This window comes from uncultured Sphingomonas sp. (assembly GCF_913778135.1).
GTDB lineage: Bacteria > Pseudomonadota > Alphaproteobacteria > Sphingomonadales > Sphingomonadaceae > Sphingomonas.
Map to the genome: position 1 here is coordinate 1 of NZ_CAJYVU010000037.1, position 25,085 is coordinate 25,085.

The following is a 25,085-nucleotide window of genomic DNA, read 5'->3' on the forward strand; positions in this document are numbered from 1 at the left end:
GCGCTCGAGGGCGGGTTGATCGCGGTGGCGGCGGTGATCGTCTCACCGCTGGGCTACCTCGCGATCCCGCTGTTGTCGGGCTGGACGCTGGCCGCGGCGCGGGCATTGTTCTGATCTCCACGCTGACGGGCCCACGCATCATCTCGGTTCCGGAGACGGGATCGACCAACGCCGACCTGCTGCGGATGGCGGAAGCGGGCAGCGCAGGTGAGGGCGTATGGCTGCGCGCCGATCGGCAGCTGGCGGGGCGCGGGCGGCTCGGGCGGGACTGGTCGTCGCCGGTCGGTAATCTCTACGCGAGCACGATCGTCACCGTGCGCGCCGACGACCCGCCCACGCCCAGTCTCGCGCTAGTGGCGGCGGTCGCGCTCGACGAGGCGATCGACGGGATCTTGCCCGATTCGGCTCGTCGTAAGCTGGCGATCAAATGGCCGAACGATCTGTTGATCGCCGGCGCAAAGGTGTCGGGCATCCTGCTGGAACGTGCTGGTGCCCACGTCGTGATCGGCATGGGCGTGAACATCGCGCATCATCCGGACCTAGCCGATCGGCCGACAACCAGCCTGCACGCTCAAGGCGCGAGCGTGGAGGTTTCGTCGTTCGCAGAGCGGCTGGCTGAATTGATGTCCGCATGGCTGTCGCTGTGGCGCTCACAGGGTCTCGCACCCGTGATCGCGCGCTGGTGCGAGCGGGCGCATGCAATTGGCGCGTCGCTGCGTGTGCGGCTGCCTGACGGTGGTGAGCAGGCAGGCGTGTTCGACGGACTCGACGCGCAGGGTGCACTGCGGTTGCGCTTGGAGGATGGCGATACCCGTGTCATCCACGCCGGCGACGTGTTCCTGGTCTAGGAGGAAGCCATGCTGCTCGCGATCGATGCCGGCAACACCAACGTGGTCTTCGCGCTGGTCGAGGTGTCCGCGGAGGCGCGTGAAATCCGAGCGCGCTGGCGGATCGCGACCGATCCTAGGCGAACCGCGGACGAATATGCGGTGTGGCTGAGCCAGCTGCTCGCGCTCGAAGGCTTCACGCGCGACGATGTCTCAGCGGTGGTCATCTCGACCGTGGTGCCGCGTGGGCTCCACAACCTGCAGGTGTTGGCGTCAAAGTATTTCGGTGGCGAGGCGTTGGTTGCCGGGCGTGCACCGCTGGAATGGGGCGTGTCGATCGACGTTGACGAGCCCGCGTCGCTGGGTGCGGATCGTGCGGTGAACACGATTGCCGCGCATGCCCTACACGCAGGCGACCTGATCGTCATAGATTTCGGCACCGCGACGACGGTCGACTTTTCCGACTACAAGGGGGCGTACAAGGGCGGGATCATCGCGCCAGGCATCAACCTGTCGCTCGACGCGCTGGTCGCCGCCGCCGCCAAGCTGCCGCGCATTGCAATCGAGGCGCCGGCGGTCGACAGCGTCATCGGACGCAATACGGTCGATCAGATGAACATCGGCATCTATTGGGGCTATATCGCGATGATCGAGGGGCTGGTCGCGCGGATGAAGGCCGAGGTCGGTCGCCCGGTGAAGGTGATCGCGACCGGCGGGCTCGCCACATTGTTCGAGCGGCACACGAACGTGTTCGACGCGATCGAGCCCGACCTGACGATCCAGGGGCTGGCGATGATGTGGCAGCGCGCCCATATAGATTAGTGAGATCGGCGCCGGGGCCGCAGCCCGGAAAACAGCGAAAACCGCGCTTTGGAGCTACCGTTCGACCATGCGTCCGAGCGGAGCGGCGCGTTAAGGACGAGAATGACACCGAAGAACAACGAACTACTTTTCTGCGCGCTCGGCGGTTCGGGCGAGATCGGGATGAACGTCAACCTGTACGGCCACGCCGGCAAATGGGTGATGGTCGATTGCGGGGTGACGTTCGCCGACGCAGGCTTCCCAGGCATCGATGTGATCCTGCCCGACCTGCGCTTCATCGAGGAGCAGATCGACAGTCTGGTCGGGCTGGTGCTGACGCACGGGCATGAGGACCATATCGGCGCGCTGCCGTATCTGGCCGAGGATCTCGGCGTTCCGCTCTACGCGACGCCGTTCACTGCCGGGTTGATCCGCGGCAAGCTCGAGGAAGAGCGGATCGACGACCGCGTCAAGATCAAGCTGGTCGAGGCGAACAAGGCGTTCGACGTCGGTCCGTTCAAGTTCACGATGGTGCCGCTCGCGCACTCGATCCCCGAGGCAAACGGGCTGTTGATCGAGACGAAGCCGGCGCGGGTGTTTCACACCGGCGACTGGAAGCTCGACGCGACCCCGCTGATCGGCAAGCCCTCGACGCCCGAGGAATTGCGCGCGATCGGCGACAAGGGCATCGACGTGCTTGTCTGCGATTCGACCAACGTGTTCAACGCCGAGGCGTCGGGCAGCGAGGCGGACGTGCGCCGCGGCATTGCCGAAACGGTGGCGAAGGCTAAGGGGCGCGTGCTCGTCACCTCGTTCGCGTCGAATGCGGCGCGGATCGCGACGCTCGGCAAGGTGGCGGAAGAGACCGGGCGCAAGCTGGCGGTCGCGGGCCGCTCGCTCGACCGGATCATCCGCGTGGCGCAGGCGACGGGGTACCTCAAGGACTTGCCGAACCTGATCGACGCCGAGACCGCGATGCGGCTGCCGCGTAACAAGGTGCTGGTGATCGCGACCGGCGGGCAGGGCGAGCCGCGCGCCGCGCTGGCGCGCGTCGCCGAGGGCACGCACCCGATCAAGCTCGACGAGGGTGACACGGTGATCTTCTCGTCCAAACAGATCCCCGGGAACGAGGTCGCGATCGGGCGTATCCAGAACCAGCTCGCCGCCAAGGGTGTCGAGATGGTGACCGAGAAGCAGGCACACGTTCACGTCTCGGGTCACCCTGGGCGGCCCGAGCTCAAGTCGATGTACGAGTGGATGCGCCCCAAGGCGCTGATCCCCGTGCACGGCGAGATGCGGCACCTGAAGGAGCAGGCGCGCTTCGGCCTGTCGAACGGGATCGCGCACGCGCTGGTGCAGACCGACGGTGATATCGTGCGCTTGGCGCCGAACGGGCCGGAGAAGATCGGCAATGCGCCCGTGGGCCGGCTGGTGCTCGACGGCGACGTGATCCTGCCGTCTAACGGCAGCACGATCAACGAGCGGCGCCGTATCGCGGTTAACGGCCAGATCTCGGTCGGGATCGCGGTCGATCGCAACGGGCGCGCGGGCGGCACGCCGGACGTACGCGTGCAGGGCGTGCCGGTCGAGGAAGAGCGTGACGCTTTCCTCGAAGACGCGATTGCGGCCGCGAGCGAGGCGATGCGGGGCGCGCCGCGTGATCGGGAGCGTCTGCGTGAGCAGGTCCGGCTCGCGGTGCGTCGTGTCGCGACGCGCTGGACCGGCAAGAAGCCGGTGATCGACGTGGTCGTCGTTCAGGTCTGACGCACGATGCGCTGGACCTCGATGCTGGCGATCTACGTCCTGTTCTGGGCGTTCTCGGTCTTTCTCGTCCTGCCGTTCGGGGTGAAAACCTCGGCGGAGGCGGGGGCCGAGCACGTGCCGGGCACCGCGGAGAGTTCACCGCACGAGTTTTCGATGAAGAAGGTGGCGGTGCGCACGACGATCGTCGCGACGATCATGTTCGCGCTGTTCATCGCCAATTATGAGTTCGGCTGGGTCGACGCCAGTTCGCTCGACTATTCGGACGCTGCCAACGCGGTTTGACAGCTGCGGGGCGCTTTATGCTCCGTCCATATCTTAGCAGGTAGCGCGGGCCAGTAGGCCGTCGTGTTAGCGCAGCCGCTCGATCGCCTGCGCCAATGCGACGTAGAGCTTGCCCATGTCCGACGACAGCAGCGTCACGCCGAGCGGCGAGGAGTCGCGCTGGGTCAGGATCGTGCGCAGCATTGCCTCGAAATCGTGGATGTAGCGATTGACCTGATCGCGGAACACCGTTTGCTCGTCGTACAAATGCGCGATGTCGCGCTGCTCGGCGGCATCGAGCAGGCGCACCGCGCGGCGCGTGAAGACGCCGCGATCACCCTTCAGATACGCGGCCCAGGCGCTGTCGGACACGTCGGGCGCGAGCGTGCGGGTGAGATCGATCGAGGCCGAGTTGAGTTGCTCGATCAGCAGCGAGGCGCGGCGCGCGAAGCTGTCCTGCTCGACGCGGTCGCGGTGCTGCTGTTCCTCGGCCAGCCGCGTGTCGACGCGGGCGGCGGCAGCGTCGATCACCGCGATCTGCTGCTCGAGCCGCTGCGTCGCGCGCGCGGCCGCTTCGACTGCGGTTTCCGCGACCGCCGAGACCTGTGCGATCTGCGCCTCGACCCCGTTGGTGACCGAGCGGTGGAGCGCGTCGTTGCTGGCGGCCTGCAGTGCCTCGGCGGCCTCGGGAATGACCTGCGCCAGCGTGTCGCGGGCGTGGTCGGCAGCCGCCGCAGCGGTGTCCCGGACGCGCATCAGCGCCTCGATCAGCCGCGGTGCCGCCTCTTCCGCCAGGCGATGCGCGCGCTCGGTCGCCTCATCGACCGTGTGGCCGATCGCGTCAGCCTTGGCGCGGCCGCTGGTGAGCGCGTCGAGCAGGGTGCCGGTGAGCGCGTCGACCGTGCGGCGTTGTTCCGCAATGACCTGCGCGATCGCCTCAATTGCGCCGTGGGTGCTCTCCGCCGCAGTGACGAGCGCGAGCAGCTCGGGGCGCGCGGCGACGACGACCGACTGGCTCGCGGCGATGCGCGCGTCGAGCCGATCGATTGCCTCGGGGAGCGTTTCGTCGATCTCGCGCGTCGCGGCGTCCAGCGCGGTCAGCAAAGTCTCGGTTGTCGCGATCGTGCGCGTGGCGAGCTGGTCGCCCGACTGGAGCGCGTCCCCCATCGCCTCGGCCGAGCTGGTCAGCGCGCTGATCGAGGCGGCGAGTTGCTGCGTGCGCTCGGTTCCACTGAGGTGCAGCGCCTCGATGCGGCGCTCGTTGCGGCCGAGACTGTCCTCGAGCGCGGAGAACAGTTCCTCGCCGACGCCGCGCTGCGCGTCGAGACGGCGCGCGATCCGCTCGATCACCATCTCGACGAGTTCGATCCGTTGCGTCAGCGCCTCCGCGCTCTCGCGCGCGGCCTGATCGAGCGCGACCTGGCTGGTGCCGATGAGCGCGAGCATCGCCTCGCCCTGCGCGGCAATGCCCTTGCGCGATTCGTCGATTGCGTTGGCAGTGCGGTCGAGCAGCGCATCGACCGCACCCGCCGCCTGTGAGGTGACCGACTCGAGCCGAGCGCCGGCAGTCTCGCTAGTCGCCTCCATGCGGCGGATGTGCGCGGCGAGCTTCTCGGCAGCGCCGCCCGCAACCGCCTCCGCCTCGCGCCCGCGTGCGGTCAGCGCGACAATCTGCGCGTCGAGTGCGGCGGCGCGCTCGCAGGCGGTGAGGCCGGTCTGCTCGATCGACTGCGTCAGCGCGTGCGTTTCCGCCTGCGCATGCGGCAGGCTGTTGAGCAGCGTCGACAGGCTCGCCTGCGCAGATGACGCGGCGTCGGCGAGCGCGCGGGCATGAACGTCGGCCTGGTCGATCTCCTCCGACAAACCGCGTCCGATCGAGGCGAGCCGCGCGGTCGCGGCGTCTCCGGTCGTCGCGAGCATACGCAGTTGTTCGGCAAGCTGCGCGCGCTGCTGATCGATCACGAGGCCGAGCGAGCCGACGGTCGATTCGAGCGCCTCTGCCTCCAGCCGCATCGCGCGTGCACTGGCGCCGAACCGCTGCGCCTCGGCGCGGCTGGTCCTGAGCGCGAGCAGCCATGCGACACCGGCGGCGAGCGGGCCGAGCAGTGCGGCGGCGGCGATCTGCGAGATCTCCAGCGGGTTCGAAACTCGCCCCCAGGCGAGCGCCACCAGTGCCGCGACCCAGAGAAAAGCGAAGGCGACCAGCAGCCACGGCATGATCGTGCGCCACGCCGGCTTCGGCTCGACCCCGTCGTTCGCGCTATATGGCTCGTGCCAGTCGGCGTCGCCGTATGACGCGACCGGCACCGCCGGCTCGTCCCCGAGCAGGTTGCGCTGCTGCATGTCCTCGGACACGCGTATACCGACGATTGACGGCCCCCCGTTCATGACGATCGGCTTACCATGTTTGTGAGGATGCGAAAGCGGTTCGCGACGGAGCGTGCGGCGGATCGCATCCGATTGCATCAGGGGCGGGCGCCAACGCGGCGTTAACCGACCGCGGCTACCATCGATCACATGGCCTATGATCCCGGAGCGATCGACCACGCTTTGTCCGCTGCGGTCGGCGATGACCCTGCACTGATCGCCGACCTGCGCGCGGCGTTCATCGAGAGTGCGCAGGGCGTGCTCAGCGCGCTTGAACTGGCCGGCGACGATCTGGCCTGGCGCGATGGGTTGTTGCGGCTGCGCGGGTTGGCGGCGAGTTTCGGCGCGGTCAGGCTCGCCGCGCTCGCGCTCGATGCGGGTGAGGCGTCGGTTGGTGACGCACGCGCGCTGCGGCTGATCAGGCGTAACATCGAACGCCTGTGACTTGATCGACGAAGGGTACGGGCGGCTGGCGGGTTGCCCGCGCCTGGTTGCCGCCGTAAGCGCCACGGATGCTGGCAGGGCTGCTATTTGCGACACGGGAAGCGGTTGATCGGCCGGGTACGCTGACGGCGACGCTGCCGTTCGCGGCCGCGACGCTGATCGAATATCAGGCGCGGCTGCTGATCGCCGCCGGTGCATCGCAGATCGTCGTGATCGTGTCGCGGCTGACGCCCGAGTTGATCGGCGCGCTGGCACGGATCGGCAAACGCGGTGTCGCGGTCGACGCGGTGCGCAGCGCGACCGATGCGCTGGGCAAGCTCCACCCGCTCGCGCGCGTGCTGCTGATCGCCGACGGACTGGTGACGAGCGAGCCGGTGGTGAATGCGCTGGCCGGTGAAAAGGACGACACGCTGTTGGTCGTGGCCGAGGCTGCGGCGGGTACGGAGTTCGAGCGGATCGGCGGCGGCGTTGCCTGGGCGGGGCTGGCGCGGATGGATGCGCGGCGCTTGTCGGAGGCCGCAAAGATGCCCGCCGATTATGATCTGCAATCGACGCTGCTACACGTGCTGGCACAGGCGCGGGCCGAGCGGGTCGAACTGCCCGCGCACGCGATTGCGCAGGGGCACGGGATCGAGCACCGCGCCAGCGCGCTCGATCAGCGCGGTCGCGCAGTGCTGGCGGCAACGATGGCAGCGCGGCCGGGCTGGTTCGACCGCGTGGTTTTGCGACCGCTCGCACGGCTGGCAGTGCCCGAGGTGGCGCGACGCGGCGTAGCGACGATGGCGGTGGCGGGCGTCGGCGGCGTGCTTGCGCTCGTCGGGCTGGCGGGCGTCTATACGGGATGGCGCGCGTCGGGTCTGGTGGCGGTGCTTGCCGGGGTGATCCTAGCCGAACTGGCGGGATCGCTCGCGCTCTTCCGTGACGAGGCGGAGGTTCAGCGCGGGATCCGCGTCGCCACGCTGGCGGCGCCGGCGCTCGCGATCCTGCTGCTGGGGCAGGGGCTTGGTGCAGTTGCGTTGCTGCTCGCGGTCCAGACGGTCGTCCTCGGCGGTCTGTCCGAGCGTGCGGCACGTCCGTCGCTGCGGCGACGCTGGTGGGGCGGCGCCCCCGCTTATCTGACGGTCGTGACCGCGGGGACGCTGCTGAGCCTGCCATTGTGGGGGCTGGCGGCGGCGGCGCTCTATGCCACGGCGACGCTCGCGGGGACGATCGAGGCGCTCGGGCCTGAGGCTTAGCGCCCCTTTAACGAAGCCGGGCTACAAGCGGGCACCATGTCGCTTTCCCCTTCCTCTTCGTCGGACGTGTCGGCCGCGGACCTGGCGCTGCGCGCGGCGGCGGCCGAGCGGCGCGCGGGTCGCCGGCTCGGCGCCGCGATCGAGGACTTCTTCCGCGTCGAACAGGATCGGCTCGACGACCGCGCACGCGCACTGATCAGCGCGATGGTCGAGGCGAGCGTGGCGGCGATCGAGCACGATGTCGGTAGTGCCGCGGCACGCCTGCTCGCCGCGCGCGGCGACGGCGCGGCGGCGAAGTCACTGGCCGCGGGCAACGCGGGCGTCCTTGCGCGCTTGATCGATTCGGGGCTGCTCCGCGATCGTGCGCTGATGGACGAGATCGTGGCGCAGGCGCGCGTCAACCTGATCGATGAGGCCTTGGTGACCAACCGCGCGCCGGGCGTTACAACCGGGCTGCTCGCAAGGCTGCGCGATCATGCCGATCCGATGGTGCGCGATGCCGCAATCGATTACCTGCTGGCCGACAGTCGCCGACGCGCGCCGATCGAGGAGCGCCGCGCCGAACTGCCCGCCGAGTTGCATCATCAACTGGTCTGGTGGGTGGCGGCGGCGCTGCGCGAGCGGTTGGGCGGTGTGTCCGCCACCGCCGACCGCGCGCTAGTCGACGCGGCGATGCAGCGGATCGCGCATTTCGACGGCGCGGCGGGAACGATCGTTGCGGCGCACCGGCTCGCGACCGCGATCGACGCCGATGTCGAGCGGTTGCCCGGACTGCTGATCGAGGCGCTGACTGAGGGGCGGTTGACGCTGTTCGCGGCGTTCCTGGCGCATGCGCTGGGGATCGAGATGGACGAGGCGCGCGCGCTGGCACTTGAACCGGACGGTGAGCGGTTGTGGATCGCGCTGCGTGCGCTGGGCATGAACCGCGACGTGCTGGCGCGTGTCGGCTGGGCGCTGGGCGAGGCGGACCGCTCGCGCGATGTCGAGGCCTTGCCCGAGGCGATTGACGCCGCAGCCGGCGTGCAGCCCGAGCAAGCGGGGGCGGTCATCGCACCGCTGATGCTGACGCGTGATTTCCGCCAGGCGGTGCGCGCGCTCGCGATGGGCAGCGCTGCGTGAACGATCCGTTGATCTTGCACGCGCGGCTCGACCGCGAGGATCGGTTGATCGACGCCGACGAGGGCTTTGGTGCCATCAACGAGCGCGCGGGTGGCAGCCGCGGGCAGGTGCTGGCTGTGCCGCAATTCGCGACCTTGGTCCGGCTCGCACGGCGACTTCGCATCCTGATTACCCGAGGCGTGACGATCGCCGACGGCGAAATTGATCTCGATTGCTGGATCAAGGCGACGCCGGGCGACGGCGGCACATCGCTCGCGGTTTCGATCCTGCGCGAGCGGCCGGCTTGGCGCACGCCGACGAGCGCGAACACGGTCGCGGCCCTGCCGCCACCACCCGGTGCCGACTGGCAGTGGGAGGTCGATGCGGAGCTGCGCGTCACGCGGATCGACGAGCAGGCGGGCATCCGTCAGGGCTTCGACGCGGTGGCTGCGCTGTCACGCCCGCTAACGCGGTTGTTCGCAATGGAGCCCGACGAGGACGGCAATGTCGTGATCCTTGATGCGGTGGCGGAGCGGGTCGACTTCGATCGGCAGCTGGCGACGATCCGTGAGAGCGGCGTGCGCGTCTTTCTCGCCGGATCGGTCCGGCGCGACGCGCTGGGCGGGTTCGACGGCTTTGTCGGAGGCACCTACCTGCTCGATGAAGCGCCGCCCGAGCCGGTCAGCGAGACGTTCAACGCGCGCCTCGATCAGGTGCTGCGCGGACCGCTCGGCCGGATCGTCGCCAACGCCGACACGATCAATGCCGGGATGGATGGCGCACTCGACCCGCACTACGCTGACTACGCCGCCGATATCGCCAGCGCGGGACGCCATCTGCTCGGCCTCGTCGACGATCTGGTCGATCTGGAAGCGATCGAGCGCGACGATTTCACGGTCGAGGACGAGGCGATCGACCTGGCCGACGTGGTGCGGCGCGCGGCGGGGCTGTTGCAGGTCCGTGCGGCGAACGCGGGTGTGGTGATCGACCGCGACGGGCTCGACGATGCGCTGCCCGCGCGCGGTGAATTTCGCCGCACGTTGCAGATCCTGGTCAATTTGATCGGCAACGCGGTGCGCTACTCGCCCGAAGGCGCGACGATCTGGCTGCGCGCGCAGCGCGACGGCGACCGCGCGGTGGTGATCGTCGCCGATCAGGGCAAGGGCATCGCGCCGGACGACCAGGCGCGCATCTTCGACAAGTTCGAGCGCGTCGACGCGAGCGAGGCCGGCGGCAGCGGCCTCGGCCTCTACATCGCGCGCCGCCTCGCGCGGGCGATGGGAGGGGATCTGACCGTCGACAGCGACGTCGGCATGGGCGCGCGCTTTCTGCTGTGGTTGCCGGCGGGGGCGTAGGCGGCGGATCGCTGTCGAGATCTCCTATGTGCTAGGACGACCGTTCGTAAATGGACTGAGTGGCTCAGCCGACGTTGGCGCGCGCTTTATGTCTGTGCGATTTCGTCGGCGTTCGGGTGGATAGCCGCGCGTGCATGGGGGGGGCGGGTGATCGGTCATCATCTCAGGCTGGCAGGGATACTCGCGGCAAGCCTGCTCAGCATCGCCTCACCTGCGGCTGGTGCGCAGGAAGGAGCACTAAGGTGCCCTCTTTCTACGCCCTATAACCCCAGCAACCCTTTTGCTCGCACCGTCAGAGGGGAGTTGCCAGCCTCCATCATCGCCCAGGACGCGACGGTGATGGCCATCATCCCGCTGGAGTGGAAGCATCCCGGACATGCGCTGATCATCCCGAAATCAGCAGTCCGCAATCTGGGTGATCTGAGCGACGCAGACGCATTGGCGGTGCTACACATGGCCAGGCGGGTGGCGGTCGCCCAGCAGCGCGCGCTCGGCAGCACGGGCTATTCGTTGCAGCAGAACAATGCCAGTCGGCAGGATGTCTGCCACTTCCACCTCCACGTGATACCGAACACCCCGGCTGTGCCGAGAGTGCGTCCCACGCGGGCCGAAATGGATATGATTGCGGAGCGTTTGCGCGCTGCCTTGCCGCCGCAGTAACCCCGCGCCTTACCGCCGTATCCGCCGCGCCAGCAGGATCATCAGCAATCCCGCGACTGCCAGCGCGGCGCCGTAGTCGGCCCAGACGCGCTGGTCGAGCATGAAGCTCGACGCGGGCCAGTGGATAAGGCCGCGGCCCTGGCCGATCCAGAGCACGCCCATCAACGTGCATAGCACGCCTAGAACGAGCAGGACCGGCCGGAGCCGCTGCATGTCAGATCAACGCTCGCCGACGGCGACGTAGCTGCGCTGCGTCGGCCCGGTGTAGAGCTGGCGCGGACGGCCGATCTTCTGGTCGGGATCGGTGATCATCTCGTTCCACTGCGCGACCCAACCGACGGTGCGCGCGAGCGCGAATAGCACGGTGAACATGCTGGTCGGGAAGCCGATCGCCGACAGGATGACGCCCGAATAGAAGTCGACGTTCGGGAACAGCTTCTTCTCGATGAAATACGGATCGTTGAGCGCGATCTCTTCCAGCTTCAGTGCGGTCTCAAACACAGGGTCGGAAACGTTGAGCGTCTCGAACACCTCACGCACGGTCTTCTGCATCACGGTCGCGCGCGGATCGTAGTTCTTGTACACGCGGTGACCGAAGCCCATCAGGCGGAACGGATCGTTCTTGTCCTTCGCCCGCGCGATGAACTCGGGGATGCGATCGGGCGTGCCGATCTCGTGCAGCATGTTGAGCGCGGCCTCGTTCGCACCGCCGTGCGCCGGACCCCACAGACACGCAATGCCCGCCGCCATGCACGCGAACGGGTTCGCGCCCGAGGAGCCCGCCAAGCGGACGGTCGAGGTCGACGCATTCTGCTCGTGGTCGGCGTGGAGGATGAAGATACGGTCCATCGCACGCTCGATCGCCGGGTTCACCTCATAGGGCTCCGCGGGCACGCCGAAGGTCATGCGCAGGAAGTTGCCGGTGTAGGACAGCGAATTGTCAGGGTAGAGGAACGGCTGACCCACGCTGTACTTGTACGCCATCGCCGCGATCGTCGGGATCTTGGCGATCAGACGATGCGACGCGATCATGCGCTGCTGCGGATCGTGGATGTCGGTCGAGTCGTGATAGAAGGCCGACAGCGCGCCGACGACGCCGCACATGATCGCCATCGGGTGCGCATCGCGGCGGAACCCACGGAAGAAGGTCGCCAGCTGCTCGTGCACCATCGTGTGGCGGCTGATCGTGTGGTTGAAGCCCGACAGCTCGTCCGCCGACGGCAGCTCGCCGTTCAGCAGCAGGTAGGCGACCTCCATGAAGCTCGACTTCTCGGCCAATTCGCCGATCGGATAGCCGCGGTGGAGCAGCACGCCCTCGTCACCGTCGATATAGGTGATCTCCGACCGGCACGACGCCGTCGAGGTGAAGCCGGGATCGTAGGTGAAGGCGCCGGTCTGGCCGTAGAGCTTGCGAATGTCGACCACGTCGGGGCCGACCGAGCCGGAGAGCACGGGATAGTCGAAGTTCTTGCCCGCCAGATCGAAGGTAGCTGTGTCGGTCATGATCGTCTCCTGTCAGGCCCCGTTGCCGGGTGTGTGATCCGCGATGCGCGCCAGGCTTTCCTCGCGTCCTAGAAGGACGAGTACGTCGAAGATGCCCGGCGACGTCTTGCGTCCGGTTAGTGCGACGCGAAGCGGCTGGGCCACCTGTCCGAGCTTCACGCCCGCATCCTCGGCGACCTGCCGCACCGCGGCCTCTGCCGTCTCCGTATCCCAGTTGTGCACTGCGTCAAGCGCTGCGTGGAGCCGGGCGAGCAGCGCCGGCGCGTCGCCGGCGAGCAGCGGGGCTGCGGCCTCGTCGATGGTGAGCGGACGTTCGGCGAACAGGAACGCCGCGCCGTCGGCGAGCTCGTTGATGTTGGCGGCGCGCGGCTTCAGTGCCGGCATTGCCGTTTCTAGTCTGGCGCGCCGGGGATCATCCTGTGCCAGGTCGAGCTTGTCCGCGACCAGTCCGGCGAGCCGCGCGTCGTCGGCGGCGCGAATGTAGTGGCCGTTCAGGTTCTCGAGCTTCTTGAGGTCGAAGCGCGACGGGCTCTTGCCGACGCCCGACAGGTCGAACCAGCGGATCGCGTCGTCGCGCGCGATGATCTCGTCGTCGCCGTGGCCCCAGCCGAGGCGGAGCAGGTAGTTGTCGAGTGCCTCGGGCAGGATGCCGAGTTCATCGCGGTACGCCTCAATCCCCACCGCCCCGTGGCGCTTCGACAGCTTGGCACCGTCCGAGCCGTGGATCAGCGGAATGTGCGCGTAGATCGGGTCGGGCCACCCGCCCCCACCAGTCTCTTTGGAGATCGCGTCCATCGCGCGGTAGATCGGTAGCTGGCGAAAGGCGTTGTTGAGGTGATCGTCGCCGCGGATGACGTGCGTCACGCCCATGTCGTGATCGTCGACTACGACCGCGAGCATATAGGTCGGCGTGCCGTCGGAGCGGAGCAGGACCATGTCGTCGAGCTCGGCATTCTGGACGGTCACCGCGCCCTGAACCTGATCGTGGATCGTGACCGCGCCCTCGGTCGGCGCCTTCAGCCGGACGACGAAGGGCTGGTCTGCAGGACCGTCATTGCGGTCGCGCCACGGCGAACGGATGCGCAGCGGTTTCTTCGCCGCCTGCGCCTCGGCACGCATCGCGTCGATCTCATCTTGGGTCATGTAGCAGCGGTATGCGTGGCCGTGCTCGACCATCTGGTGCGCGACCGCGGCGTGGCGGTTAGCGCGCGCGAACTGGTAAACTTCCTCGCCGTCCCAATCGAGGCCGAGCCAGCGCATGCCGCCCAGGATCGCCTGAATCGCGGGCTCGGTTGAGCGCGCGCGATCGGTATCCTCGATCCGCAGCCGGAACGTGCCGCCGTGGTGGCGCGCGTAGAGCAGGTTGAACAGCGCGGTGCGCGCGCCGCCCAGGTGGAGAAAGCCGGTCGGTGACGGCGCAAAGCGGGTGACGACCGTGGACGGGTTCTGAGTCGCGTCGGCGGGCGCCGCATGGGCGTCGGAGTTGGTGGTTGCGCTCAAGCGCGCTTGCTCCCAGGCTGCGAGGAATGTGATGGCCAGTTCAGCCGCGACCGCCCCTAGCAAAGCACAAGCGTCGCTTCAAATCGCGGCGGCGTGGTCGGGCGCGTGGGAGCGCTGGCTGGAGGCGGAGCGGCACCAGCTGGTGCTGTGGCTGCCGGTCATGCTGGGGGCGGGAATCGCGACGTGGTTCGTGCTGCCGGAGGCGACGGGCTGGACCGCGGCGTTGCTCGGTAGTGCCGGAGTGGCGGGCTCAGCACTGGCGCTGGCGCGCGGTGGCCGCGGCGGCGTGACGATCGCGGCCGGCGCGATCGCCTTCGCACTCGGGCTCGCGCTGGTGTGGTGGCGAGCGGAGGCGGTGCGCGCGCCGGTGCTCGCCCGCCCCGCGATCGTCGAGCTGGTCGGGCGCGTGACGCGGGTGCAGGCGCAGCCGGCGCGTGATCTGACGCGCGTGTGGATCGCGGTGGAGCGCTGGGACGGGCAGGCGCGCGACAACGTGCCGCGACGCGTGCGCGTCAATGTCACGGACGATAACCTGCCCGCCGGCGTCGTCGAACAAAGCCGGGTACGGGTGCGCGCGCGTTTGATGCCGCCAGCGCCGCCCGCGGTGCCGGGCGCGTATGATTTCGAACGAGTGGCGTGGTTCGAGGGACTTGGCGCGACCGGACGCGCACTCGACGTCGCCGTGATCGCGCGCGCCGGATCGGATCGCGACGGCATTCGTGCGAGGCTGACGCGTCATATCGAGGCGCAGCTGCCCGGCAGTGCCGGCGGGATCGCGGCTGCGCTGGCGACCGGCGATACAGGCGCGATCAGCGACGAGGACGCGGAGGCGATGCGTCGTGCGGGCCTTGCGCATCTGTTGTCGGTCAGCGGGCTGCACATCACAGCAATGGTGGGGATCGTGATGGCGTTAGCGCTTCGGCTGCTGGCATTGTCGCCGGCGCTGGCGTTGACCGGGCGCGTTCCGCTGCTCGCCGGAGGAGCCGCCGCACTAGCGGCGATCGGTTATACCTGGCTGACAGGGGCGGAGGTGCCGACGATCCGCAGCTGCGTCGCCGCGCTGCTGGTGCTGGCGGCGCTGGCGATCGGGCGCGAGGCGGTGACGCTCCGGCTGGTCGCGGCCGGCGCGCTGATCGTGCTGGTCGCGTGGCCGCAGGCGCTGGTGAGCGCGAGTTTCCAGCTGTCGTTCGCGGCGGTGACGGCGATCGTTGCATTGCATGAACATCCACGTGCCCGCGCGCTGTTCCTGTCGCGCGAGGAGGCGTGGTGGCGGCGAGGGGTGCGGGAAGGCGGCTCGCTGCTCACGACCGGAGCGCTGGTCGAAGCGGCGCTGATGCCGATCGCGGTGTTCCACTTCCACAAGGCAGGCGTGTACGGCGCGTTCGCCAACATCGTCGCGATTCCGCTGACGACCTTTGTCGTGATGCCAGTGGAGGCGGGCGCGTTGATGCTCGATGCCGCCGGGCTCGGCACACCATTGTGGTGGGTCGCGGGTCAGGCGTTGCGCTTGCTGCTATGGATTGCGCACGCGGTCGCGTCGGCGCCGGGATCGGTCACGGCGCTGCCGGCGATGCCGCGCGGGGCGTTCGCGTTGATGATAGCAGGCGGATTGTGGATCGCGTTGTGGCGTACGCGTGCGCGCTGGGCCGGACTGCTCCCAATCGTCGCCGGGGCGTGCTGGACGATCGCGACGCCTGCGCCCGACCTGATCGTGACAGGCGACGGACGGCATCTGGCGTGGCGCGGCGATGATGGCAGGCTGGCGATGCTACGCGACCGAGCGGGCGACTATACGCGCGATACGCTCGCCGAGAATGGCGGGTTCGACGGCGAGATGGCAGTGCTATCGGAAACGCAAAACGCGCGCTGCAATCAGGATTTGTGCTGGGTCACGCGGCAGATGGGCGAACGGCGGATCACCTTGCTCGCCACGCGTAGCGGCTATCTGGTGCCCGCAGGCGCCTTCATCGACCTGTGTCGCCGCGTCGACATCGTCGTGAGCGAGCGTCGCGTCCCGCGGCGATGCCGCGCACGGTGGCTGACGCTGGACCGTGCGTCGCTAAGGCGCACCGGCGGAGTCGCGGTGAGTTTCGACGATGCAAGCGTCTCAACGGTGCGCGTCCGCGGCGACGCGCACCCGTGGATTACGCGTAGCGGCGGAGAATACCGGCCAGCTTACCCTGAACGCGCACCTGCGCGGGGGCGTAACGCTGCGGATCGTAGGCGCGATTGGCAGGGTCGAGCCGCACCATCGCACCTTCGTGACGGAAATATTTGAGCGTCGCCTCGCTGTCGTCGATCAGCGCCACCACGATCTCACCGTCGCGCGCGACCTCCTGCTTGCGGATCAGTGCATAGTCGCCGTCGAGGATGCCGGCTTCGACCATCGAGTCGCCCGATACCTCCAGCGCATAATGCTCGCCCGCACCCAGCAGCGCCGCGGGGACGGGCAGGCTGGTCGAGCCTTCGAACGCCTCGATCGGTACGCCCGCCGCAATGCGGCCGTGAAGCGGCAGCTCGACCACGTCATTCGCCGGCTGAGGAGCCACACGGGAGGCGGGCCGCTCGGTTCCGTCGGCATCGATACGATCAGGCGTACGCAGAATCTCGAGCGCGCGTGCGCGGTTGGGCAGACGCCGGATGTAGCCGCGTTCCTCGAGCGCGCTGATCAGGCGGTGCACGCCCGATTTCGACTTGAGCTCGAGCGCCTCCTTCATCTCCTCGAACGAGGGCGACACGCCTGTCGCGGCGAGCCGATCTTCGATGAAGCAAATCAGCTCATGCTGCTTGCGGGTGAGCATCGCGCGGCTCCTTTGGTGAACAGATGCAGAACCTTTATGGAACAGCATGTGTTCCGTCAAGCGACGCGGTCAGGCGATGATCAGGATTTCCGCCGAGTCGCCGGCTTGGGCCGCGGGGGCGTGGGGCGGGCGGATCACGAGGCAGGTGGAGCGCGCGAGCGTGCGCAACATCGAGCTGTCCTGGATCGTCGAAGCGTAGACGCGGCCATCGCGCATCTCGGCACGCAGATAGTCGGTCCGGTTGTTGTTGGCCGCGAGCGGCTCACCCAGGATCGCGCTGGTCGCGCGCGGGAACGGGTGGGCGGCACCCGACAAATGCGCCACCAGCGGGCGCACGAACAAGAGCGCTGTAACGAAGGCGGATACGGGATTGCCGGGCAGCCCGACCACTGCGGTCGCGCCGCGTTGCCCAGCCAGCATCGGCTTGCCCGGACGCAGCGCGATGCGCCAGAAATCGAGCGAGAAGCCAGCCGCGTCGAGCGCGGGACGAACAAGATCATGGTCGCCCACAGACGCACCTCCAGTGGTGACGAGTACGTCGGCCTCTACCTTCGCGAAGGCCGTCGTCAGCACGTCGAGCCGGTCGGGCAGAATGCCGAGGTCAACGAATGTGACGGGCAGGTCGGCGAGGAGTGAGCGTAGCAGCAACCGGTTAGACTCGGGCAGCGCGTCCGATCCGGCCGAAGTGCCGGGTTCGACCAACTCGTCGCCGGTCGCGGCAATGGCGACGCGGATCGGGCGCGCGACGGCGACGCGCCCGACGCCGCCGGTGGCGCAGACGGCGAGCCGGGCAGGGGTCAGCCGCTCGCCCGCGTCGACCAGCACGTCGCCCTCGGCAAAATCGAGGCCTCGGCGGCGCACGTTGCGCGCCAGATACGGTGGCCCTTCACCGGCGAGCAGCAGGCGGTCGCCGTCCCGCGATGCCTCTTCCTGCACCAGCACGGTGTCGCCGCCATCGGGCATCGCCGCGCCGGTGAAGATGCGCACCGCCTCGCCCGCACCGATGCTGCCTGCGAACGGGCTGCCAGCCGCGCTCTCGCCCGTGACGCGCCACGGTCCCGGCATGTCGGCGAAGCGAATCGCGTAGCCGTCCATCGCCGACAGGTCGCGCGCCGGCTGGGTTCGCTGCGCGACGATCGGCTTGACCCCCCAGCGCCCGAGTGCGTCGTGGATGTCGACATCCTCATGGGCGGCAAGGGTGCCGAGTGCCAGGACTCGCGCCTGCGCTTCGTTGATGGGGAGCAGGCTCATGCGGGACTCCATCGGTTCATACGGCCAAGCACGATCGCGAGCGCGGCGACGTGAACCGCCTGCTGCACCTCGCCCGCCATCGCACGGCGGACAACGTCGGCAATCGGCACCCATTGGCGGCGCACGCGCTCGCTCGGCTCTTCCTGCGGCGAAGCGATGCAGCGTGTCCCGCGCGCCAGCACCGCGTGGCACCGGTTCGTGTGGATCGCTGGATTGGGGCTGAGCGAGGCGATCATCTCCCACGTGTCGGCGACGCAGCCGGTTTCTTCCAGCAGCTCGCGTCGCGCGGCCGCGAGCAGGTTGGCGTCGCTCGCGTCGACACCGCCGCCCGGCAGCTCGAGCGAGACGATGCCGCGTGCGTGGCGATATTGCTCGATCATCAGCAGATTGTCGGCGTCGTCGATCGCGACGATCAACACCCAATCGGGGTAGTCGGTGACGTAGAAGGGCGCGATCGTCGCGCCGTCATCGGTCACGCAGGTGTCAGCGTGGAGCGTCAGCCAGCGGTCGTCGATCAACGTCTCACGCGCGGTCGTCCGCCAGGGCACGATCGCCGGATCGTCGAAGTCGTTCAACGCTGCCAGTCGCCGGAGCGGCCACCGCTCTTCGCGACGACCTGGAGATCCTGCAGGATCATCGCCTTGTCGATCGCCTTTGCCATGTCATAGACGGTGAGCAGCGCGACCGAGACGGCGGTCAGCGCCTCCATTTCGACGCCCGTCTTGCCGTCAGTGCGCACGGTTGCGGTCGCGGCAACGCCATCTTCGCGGATATCGAGATCAAGCGAGACGCGCGTGATCGGCAACGGGTGGCACAGCGGTACGAGGTCGCTGGTCCGCTTGGCCGCCATGATCCCGGCGACGCGCGCGACCGCGATCACGTCGCCCTTCTTTACCGCGCTCGCGCGGATCGCCGCGACGGCCTCGGCCGACATCACGACGCGCCCGGTCGCGGTCGCCTCGCGACGTGTCACCGCCTTGTCGCCGACATCGACCATGTGTGCCGCGCCAGCGGCGTCGAGGTGGGTGAGGTCGCTCATCCGACCAGCGCGCGGGTCGCTGCCTCGACGTCCGCCTGGCGCATCAATGCTTCGCCGATCAGGAAGCAGCCGATGCCGTGCTCGGCCATCGCGTCCAGATCGGCGCGCGTTGTCAGGCCACTTTCCGCAACAAAGGTGCAGCCGGCGGGGGCATGCGCGACGAGGTCGTAGGTACGGCGGTAGTTGACCGTAAAGTCGCGCAGGTCGCGGTTGTTGACGCCGATCAGGCGCGAACGCAGCCGCGCGGCGCGCTCCATCTCGCCCGCGTCGTGGACCTCGACCAGCACGTCGAGCCCGACCTCGATCGCGGCCGCCTCGCATTCGGCGAGCGTCGCGTCGTCGATCGCGGCAACGATCAGCAGGATCGCGTCGGCGCCGAGCGCGCGCGCCTCGATCACCTGAAACGGGTCGACGGTGAAGTCCTTGCGGATCACCGGCAGATCGCACGCGGCGCGCGCAGCCCGAAGATAGGCGTCGGAGCCTTGGAAATATTGCTCGTCGGTCAGCACCGACAGGCAGGTCGCGCCGCCGGCCGCATAGGCGCGCGCGTGCGCGGGCGGATCGAAGTCGGCGCGGATCAGACCCTTTGACGGGCTGGCCTTCTTGATTTCCGCGATCAGCGCGTGACGCCCGGCGGCGACGCTGCGGTCGAGCGCGGCGCGAAAACCGCGCGGCGGCGATTGTTCAGCGACACGCGCGTCGAGCTCGGCGCGGGTGGTTGCGGCCTTGCGCGCGGCAACTTCCTCGCGCTTGGTGGCGATGATCTGGTCAAGGATGGTCATGCGTAGGCGATCCAGCGGTCGAGCAGCGCGTTTGCGTCGCCGCGGTCGATCGCTTCCGCCGCACGAGCGGCGGCGTCGGGGAGCGTCGACTGCGTACCCGACAGCACCAGCGCGGCAGCGGCGTTGAGCAGGACGGCATCGCGATACGGGCCGTGCTCGCCTAGCAGCAGCCGGCGAAGCGCCACCGCATTGAAGGCCGCATCGCCGCCGCGGATCGCGCTGGTCGGGTGTCGCGGGACGCCCGCGTTCTCGGGCGTGATGCGCGCGGGCAGCGTCACGTCGCCGATGCTGACAACCACGGTCGCGCCGGCACCCGAAATCTCGTCCAGCCCTTCCTCGCCCGAGACGACGAGCGCGCCCTCGCTGCCCAGCTGCGCCAGCGCCTCGGCAAAGACTGGCGCGTAATCGGGCCGCGCGATGCCGATCAGCTGCCGGGTGACGTGCGCCGGATTGGCGAGCGGTCCCATCAGGTTGAAAATCGTGCGTCGCCCGATGCGACGGCGGATTGGTGTGATCCGCTTCATTGCCGGGTGGTGATTGGCGGCGAACAGAAAGCAGATGCCGAGGTCGGCGAGCGTCGCCTCCGCCTGTGCGCCGGCGTGGTCCATGTCGAGGCCCAGCGCCTCAAGCGTGTCGGCGGCACCCGCCTTCGACGAGGCGGCGCGGTTGCCGTGCTTGGCGACGGGTACGCCGCAGCTCGCGACCACGAGGCTGACCGCGGTCGAAACGTTCAACGTGTGCTGTCCGTCGCCGCCGGTGCCGCACACGTCGATCGCGTTCGCGGGCGCGGTGATCGGAATCAGTCGTTCGCGCAGCGCGCGGGCGGCTTCGGCGATCTCCAGGCTGGTTTCGCCGCGGATCGACAGCGCGACGAGAAATTCGGCAATCGCCTCCTCGCTCGCGTGTCCGTCGAGGATATCGGCGAAGGCCTGCGCCGCGCTTTGCCGGCTGAGCGGTGAGACGGGATCGGGCAGCTGCGCGAAGCTGGTCACGCCGGCATGCTCGCAGCGATCCCGGCGATACGCAGGAAGTTGGCGAGCAACGCGTGGCCGTGCTCGGTCGCGATGCTCTCGGGGTGGAACTGCACGCCGTGGATCGGCAGCTCGCGGTGGCGCAGTCCCATGACCGAGGCGTCGGCGGCGGTCGCGTTGACGACGAGCCTGTCGGGCACGTCGGTGACGATGAGCGAATGGTAGCGGGTCGCGGTGAAGGGCGAGGGCAGATCGGTGAACAAGCCGGTACCGTCATGCTCGACCGGGCAGGTCTTGCCGTGCATCAACCCGCCGCGGCGCACCGTGCCGCCGAAATGCTGGCCGATCGCCTGATGCCCCAGACAGACGCCCAGCAGGGGACGCCGCGCCTCGGCACAGGCGGCGACCAGATCGAGGCTGATCCCGGCCTCGTTAGGGGTGCACGGCCCGGGTGAGATCAGGAACGCGCTCGCCCCGCTCGCCAGCGCGTCGGCGGCGGACAGCGCGTCGTTGCGCACCACACGAACCGGGGCGCCCAGCTCCATCAGGTAATGGACCAGGTTCCAGGTAAAGCTGTCGTAATTGTCGATCACCAGGATCATGCCCGCTGCCATAGCCGATGCGCAGGCGCGCGCAACGTGTCCCGCTCACGTCACGCCCAGGAAACTGGCGGGACACACGATAACGGACGAGAAGTAAGGAGATATTCAGGCGGGAACGCGTTTGTAGCTGTATCCAAGGAGCGTCTCTCGCATGCTGCGTCTTTTATCCGCTGTGTCCATTATCCTGCTGCCGTCGGCGGCGCTGGCGCGTCCCGTTCAGGATAGCTCGACCGCACAGGCGCAGGCGGCGACCGGACGCGCGCCGAGCCGAATTCGCAACGTTCAATTGACCGGCAACGACAAATGCCCGACCGCGCAGGGCGACGAGGTCGTGGTATGCAGCCGGATCAACCCGGACGAGCAATATCGTATTCCCAAGCAGTTACGGAACACCGCTGAGCCGGCCGCGCAGAACCAGAGCTGGATCAATCGCACCGCGGTCGCAGACGAGGTCGGGCGCGTCGCCGGCGGGTTGCCCGACACCTGCTCGCCGGTCGGCACAGGCGGTCAGTCGGGCTGTGCGCAGATGTGGGCGCGCGCTTATGCGGCGGAGAAGAAAGCTGCCGAGAAGAACGACGCAATGATGCCGGGGGCCGCGCCACGCTAAGCCGGTACAGGAGCAGCAGCCCCGGGTGAACTGCGGGGCCGTTTGAAGTGCTTGGCCGGCGTTTGGCTTACTGCGCGAACGCGGGCTCCCTCGCTTGCCGGATCGCCTCGCGCGCCGCGGCGAGGAGCGCGCCCGATTTCGCCTCGCATTCGCGCTGTTCGTACGCCGGATCGCTGTCGGCGACGATGCCCGCACCTGCCTGGACGTGCATGACCCCGTCCTTCACCAGTGCGGTGCGTAGCACGATGCACGAATCCATGCTGCCGTCGGGCGAGAAGTAACCGACCCCGCCGGCGTAGGCGCCGCGTTTCTCCGGCTCCAGCTCGGCGATGATCTGGCACGCGCGAACCTTGGGCGCGCCGCTGACCGTGCCGGCGGGAAAGCCCGCGAGCAGCGCATCGACGCCGTCGTGCGCGGGGTCGAGCCGGCCGACCACGTTCGACACGATGTGCATGACATGGCTGTAGAATTCGACCGTGTAGCTATCCGTTACGGTGACGCTGCCGGACTGGGCAACGCGGCCGACGTCGTTGCGCCCGAGGTCGAGTAGCATCAGATGCTCGGCGCGCTCTTTCGGATCGTCGAGCAGTGAGGCGCGATTGGCGGCATCCTCCGCAGCGGTGCGGCCGCGCGGGCGTGTGCCCGCGATCGGGCGGATCGTCACCTCGCCATCACGCGCGCGCACGAGGATCTCCGGGCTCGATCCCGTCAGCGAGAAGCCGGGCAGGTCAAGGTGATAGAGGAACGGCGACGGGTTGATCCGCCGCAGCGCGCGGTACAGCTCGAACGCGGGCAGGGTAAACGGCGCGGTGAAGCGCTGCGCCAGCACGACCTGAAAGATGTCGCCGGCGAAAATATACTCCTTCGCCGCCGCGACCATCTCGGCGTAGCGGCCAGTAGGCAATGTCGGCGTGAGCGTGATGTCGCTTGCGTCGGCGCGCACGCGCGGCGGCAGCGCGGCGTGCGCCAGTTTCGCTTCGACCACGTCGAGCCGCTCCTCGGCAGCGGCGACCAGCGCCTCGGGCGTGCGCGCCGCATCGGGCCAGACGGGCGCGACGAGGAACAATGCGTCCGCGAGACGATCGAACACCAGGATCACCGTCGGGCGCACGAACATCATGTCGGGTACGCCGAGCGCGTCGGTCTTCGGCGCGGGAAGCTGCTCAACCAGCCGGATCGTGTCGTAGCCGAAATAGCCGACGAGGCAGGCGAGCGCGCGCGGCAGCTCGGGCGCCACGGTCATGCGGCATGAGGCGACCAGTGTCCGCAGCGCCGACAGCGTCGGCTCGCCGCACGGCTCGAACGCATTGCGATCGTCGAGCCAGTGTGCGTTGATCGCGGCCTGCTCACGCTCGGCGCGAAAGATGAGGTCGGGGGCGAGTCCGAGCAGGCTGTAGCGCCCGCGCACGGCGCCGCCCTCGACCGACTCGAGCAGGAAGTCGCCGCGACCCGCCTCGATCAGCTTGAGGGCGGCGGCGACCGGCGTCTCGGTGTCGGCGATGCGGCGCCGCCAGACGAGCGCGGGGCGGCCAGCGGCGAGTTCGGCCCGCGGATCGACGCGGGCGTCTGCCCCGCCGCCCCCACCGGCCGCGTTACTGATTGCCACCCTGACCCGCCAGTTCGCGCTTCAGTTCGGCGATCGCATCAGGCTTGCGCTTGACGCCCACCGTCTCGACCGCGGCGCGGGTGAATTGCTGCGCATATTCCTGTCCGATCACGCGACCGAGATCCGCGCGCGTCGCGGCGATCACGCCCGGCTTGGTCTTCGCGTCACCCGGCGTCACGCGGTCGAGCTTGATCAGCAGCCAGCCCATGTTGTTGGGCGCCGCCAGCATCTTGGCGCTACCCTGCTTCATCGAGAACAGAAGCGCGAGCGTCGGCTCGACGCCGCGGCGATCGGCGTTCAGCTGCGCGCGCGTCGTGTCGATCCGCTGCGGTGCCGGACCGCGCACGCCCGTCTGCGACAGCACCGCGGTGAGCGTCGCGCCCTTGTCGAGCTTGGCGAGCGCCTGCGTCGCGATCTGCTTGGCGGCGTTGCGCTGCCGCTCGGCGATCACGTCCTTCACCACCTGTGCGCGCACCTGCGCGAGCGGACGCGGTGCGGCACGGACGATGCGGTCGAGCGCGACCACCGCGAAGCCGCCGTCGGTACCGAGCGCGACGATCGTCGGCGTGTCGCCTTCCTCCGCCGCGAAACCCGCCTGCATGATCGGGGCGAGGCGCGGATCGGGCTTGGTCGCGGCATCGTCGGGGTCGACACCCGAGGCGAGCAGCGGCTTGGTGCTGGAGACCGTCAGCTTCTGATCCGATGCGACCTCGTTGATGTTGGCGTTGTCGGACAGCGCGTCGTCGATCTTGTTCTGCATTTGCGACAGCGCATCGGTCGTCTTGCTGCGCGTTAGCGTCTGGACGATCTCGTCACGCGCCTGTGCCAACGAGCGGCCGGCAACCTGCGTCACGCCGTCGACCTGCGCGACGACGAAGCCGATCGTGCCCTTGATCGGGCCGACCACCGCGCCCTTTTGCGCCGCGAACAGCGCGTCGGCGACCGCGGCTGAGGTCTGCGTGGTGAGCGCGGTCTTCTCGACCTTTTCGATCGTGCGCGGCTCCAGCCCCGATGCGCGGGCGGCGGCGGCGAGCGCGGTGCCCGACTTCACCTTCACGGCGAGCGCGTCTGCGGCTTTCTGATCGAGCACGGTGACGACGCTGACGGTGCGCTGCTCGCGCGGCTGATAGGCGGCGCGGTTGCCGTTATATGCCTGCTGGATTTCGGCGTCGCTCGGCGTCACCTGCGCCTTGACGCTGTCGGGCGTCACGACCGCGTAGCGCACCACGCGGCGTTCCGGCACGGTATAGCGCGGTAGGTGGCCGGCATAGAATTTCTGCACTTCGGCGTCGGTCGGTGCGGGACCGGTGGGGACGGCCGCGGCGGGGATCAGAGCGATCTGACCCTCGCGCCGCTCGAGCAGCAGGGAGGCGTAGGGGAGCGCGAGCTTCTCCGACACCTGGCTCGCGCCGATCGTCGGGGTCACGAGGAACTGCGTCATGATGCTGCGCGCGAATTCGTCCTGCACCTGCGCGTCGTTGAGGCCGCGCTGCGCGATCAGCCGCTCATAGGTCTGCTGGTCGAACTGGCCGGTCGGGCCTGCAAACGCGGGAATGCCCTTGATCTCGCTGCCGATCAGCGCGCGGCTGACGCGCAGGCCCTGGTCATGGC

23 protein-coding genes and 1 pseudogene are annotated in these 25,085 nt (G+C 68.7%); 11 read left to right on the top strand and 13 right to left on the bottom strand.

All coding sequences use genetic code 11. The features are described 5' to 3' along the window. The first annotated feature begins 137 nt into the window (after positions 1-137). The 4 genes from QZ847_RS03755 to QZ847_RS03770 all read left to right on the top strand — a co-directional run bounded on the left by QZ847_RS03755 (position 138) and on the right by QZ847_RS03770 (position 3,674). Positions 138-848 (top strand): biotin--[acetyl-CoA-carboxylase] ligase, encoded by a 711-nt coding sequence (locus QZ847_RS03755; protein ID WP_294353212.1) that lies wholly within the window; start codon positions 138-140, stop codon positions 846-848. A 9-nt stretch (positions 849-857) separates the two neighbouring features. Next, positions 858-1,649, top strand: coding sequence for a type III pantothenate kinase (locus QZ847_RS03760; RefSeq protein WP_294353179.1), 792 nt, complete (start codon positions 858-860; stop codon positions 1,647-1,649). Between the two features lie 102 nt (positions 1,650-1,751). After that, complete coding sequence (locus QZ847_RS03765; protein WP_294353180.1) at positions 1,752-3,392, top strand: ribonuclease J; 1,641 nt, start codon at positions 1,752-1,754, stop codon at positions 3,390-3,392. 6 nt (positions 3,393-3,398) lie between these two features. Beyond that, positions 3,399-3,674: a DUF1467 family protein gene (locus QZ847_RS03770; protein WP_093003429.1), complete on the top strand. Its 276-nt coding sequence runs from the start codon at positions 3,399-3,401 to the stop codon at positions 3,672-3,674. Between the two features lie 66 nt (positions 3,675-3,740). Here QZ847_RS03770 and QZ847_RS03775 read toward each other — a convergent pair whose 3' ends face one another. Next, complete coding sequence (locus QZ847_RS03775) at positions 3,741-6,041, bottom strand: hypothetical protein (RefSeq protein ID WP_294353182.1); 2,301 nt, start codon at positions 6,039-6,041, stop codon at positions 3,741-3,743. Positions 6,042-6,170: 129 nt separating this feature from the next. Here QZ847_RS03775 and QZ847_RS03780 point away from each other — a divergent pair, with 129 nt between their 5' ends. The 5 genes from QZ847_RS03780 (at position 6,171) to QZ847_RS03800 (ending at position 10,812) form a co-directional block, all read left to right on the top strand. Continuing rightward, positions 6,171-6,464, top strand: coding sequence for an Hpt domain-containing protein (locus QZ847_RS03780; protein WP_294353184.1), 294 nt, complete (start codon positions 6,171-6,173; stop codon positions 6,462-6,464). 68 nt (positions 6,465-6,532) lie between these two features. Next, a complete protein-coding gene (locus tag QZ847_RS03785) occupies positions 6,533-7,699 on the top strand; it encodes a hypothetical protein (protein ID WP_294353186.1) in 1,167 nt (388 codons plus the stop codon). 36 nt (positions 7,700-7,735) lie between these two features. Further along, positions 7,736-8,818 carry a DUF2336 domain-containing protein gene (locus QZ847_RS03790; RefSeq protein ID WP_294353188.1) on the top strand — a complete coding sequence of 361 codons (1,083 nt, stop codon included), beginning with the start codon at positions 7,736-7,738 and terminating at the stop codon, positions 8,816-8,818. Then, positions 8,815-10,152 (top strand): HAMP domain-containing sensor histidine kinase, encoded by a 1,338-nt coding sequence (locus QZ847_RS03795; protein WP_294353191.1) that lies wholly within the window; start codon positions 8,815-8,817, stop codon positions 10,150-10,152. Before QZ847_RS03790 ends, QZ847_RS03795 begins: the two co-directional genes overlap by 4 nt. A gap of 147 nt (positions 10,153-10,299) precedes the next feature. After that, a complete protein-coding gene (locus QZ847_RS03800) occupies positions 10,300-10,812 on the top strand; it encodes an HIT family protein (RefSeq protein WP_294353193.1) in 513 nt (170 codons plus the stop codon). A 9-nt stretch (positions 10,813-10,821) separates the two neighbouring features. Here QZ847_RS03800 and QZ847_RS03805 read toward each other — a convergent pair whose 3' ends face one another. Genes QZ847_RS03805 through gltX form a run of 3 tightly spaced genes read right to left on the bottom strand, consistent with a single transcriptional unit; the run spans position 10,822 to position 13,815 of the window. Then, complete coding sequence (locus QZ847_RS03805; protein ID WP_294191335.1) at positions 10,822-11,025, bottom strand: hypothetical protein; 204 nt, start codon at positions 11,023-11,025, stop codon at positions 10,822-10,824. 6 nt (positions 11,026-11,031) lie between these two features. After that, positions 11,032-12,315 carry a citrate synthase gene (locus QZ847_RS03810; protein WP_294353195.1) on the bottom strand — a complete coding sequence of 428 codons (1,284 nt, stop codon included), beginning with the start codon at positions 12,313-12,315 and terminating at the stop codon, positions 11,032-11,034. Positions 12,316-12,327: 12 nt separating this feature from the next. Then, positions 12,328-13,815, bottom strand: a complete 1,488-nt coding sequence (gene gltX, locus QZ847_RS03815) for a glutamate--tRNA ligase (protein ID WP_294353197.1) — start codon at positions 13,813-13,815, stop codon at positions 12,328-12,330. Positions 13,816-13,975: 160 nt separating this feature from the next. On the opposite strand from gltX, the pseudogene QZ847_RS03820 reads away from it, so the two are divergent. Next, a pseudogene (locus QZ847_RS03820) lies at positions 13,976-15,391 on the top strand (ComEC/Rec2 family competence protein); the annotation flags it as partial. Positions 15,392-15,959: 568 nt separating this feature from the next. Here the strand turns inward: QZ847_RS03820 and lexA are convergent. From lexA to QZ847_RS03855, 7 genes are all read right to left on the bottom strand, one after another. After that, entirely contained in the window at positions 15,960-16,616 is a 657-nt protein-coding gene (gene lexA, locus QZ847_RS03825; RefSeq protein WP_294191332.1) for a transcriptional repressor LexA, read from the bottom strand. 69 nt (positions 16,617-16,685) lie between these two features. Beyond that, a complete protein-coding gene (locus QZ847_RS03830) occupies positions 16,686-17,867 on the bottom strand; it encodes a molybdopterin molybdotransferase MoeA (RefSeq protein ID WP_294353199.1) in 1,182 nt (393 codons plus the stop codon). Then, the gene (locus tag QZ847_RS03835; RefSeq protein ID WP_294353200.1) at positions 17,864-18,442 is read right to left on the bottom strand and encodes an NUDIX hydrolase; all 579 of its coding nucleotides are present in this window, start codon (positions 18,440-18,442) and stop codon (positions 17,864-17,866) included. Before QZ847_RS03835 ends, QZ847_RS03830 begins: the two co-directional genes overlap by 4 nt. After that, the gene (gene moaC, locus QZ847_RS03840; protein ID WP_294353202.1) at positions 18,439-18,906 is read right to left on the bottom strand and encodes a cyclic pyranopterin monophosphate synthase MoaC; all 468 of its coding nucleotides are present in this window, start codon (positions 18,904-18,906) and stop codon (positions 18,439-18,441) included. Before moaC ends, QZ847_RS03835 begins: the two co-directional genes overlap by 4 nt. Next, complete coding sequence (trpC, locus tag QZ847_RS03845; RefSeq protein WP_294353204.1) at positions 18,903-19,688, bottom strand: indole-3-glycerol phosphate synthase TrpC; 786 nt, start codon at positions 19,686-19,688, stop codon at positions 18,903-18,905. The genes moaC and trpC overlap by 4 nt, the downstream gene beginning before the upstream one ends. Continuing rightward, the gene (gene trpD / locus QZ847_RS03850; RefSeq protein ID WP_294353206.1) at positions 19,685-20,680 is read right to left on the bottom strand and encodes an anthranilate phosphoribosyltransferase; all 996 of its coding nucleotides are present in this window, start codon (positions 20,678-20,680) and stop codon (positions 19,685-19,687) included. Before trpD ends, trpC begins: the two co-directional genes overlap by 4 nt. Beyond that, positions 20,677-21,261, bottom strand: a complete 585-nt coding sequence (locus tag QZ847_RS03855) for an aminodeoxychorismate/anthranilate synthase component II (RefSeq protein WP_294353207.1) — start codon at positions 21,259-21,261, stop codon at positions 20,677-20,679. The genes trpD and QZ847_RS03855 overlap by 4 nt, the downstream gene beginning before the upstream one ends. Positions 21,262-21,412: 151 nt before the next feature. Here QZ847_RS03855 and QZ847_RS03860 point away from each other — a divergent pair, with 151 nt between their 5' ends. Next, positions 21,413-21,868 (top strand): hypothetical protein, encoded by a 456-nt coding sequence (locus QZ847_RS03860; RefSeq protein ID WP_294353209.1) that lies wholly within the window; start codon positions 21,413-21,415, stop codon positions 21,866-21,868. Between the two features lie 67 nt (positions 21,869-21,935). Here the strand turns inward: QZ847_RS03860 and trpE are convergent, their stop codons facing one another. Both trpE and QZ847_RS03870 read right to left on the bottom strand, forming a co-directional pair. Continuing rightward, positions 21,936-23,468: an anthranilate synthase component I gene (gene trpE, locus QZ847_RS03865; protein WP_294353214.1), complete on the bottom strand. Its 1,533-nt coding sequence runs from the start codon at positions 23,466-23,468 to the stop codon at positions 21,936-21,938. Next, the coding region (locus QZ847_RS03870; protein WP_294353211.1) for a peptidyl-prolyl cis-trans isomerase at positions 23,461-25,085 on the bottom strand (1,625 nt) is incomplete at its 5' end. The genes trpE and QZ847_RS03870, both read right to left, overlap by 8 nt.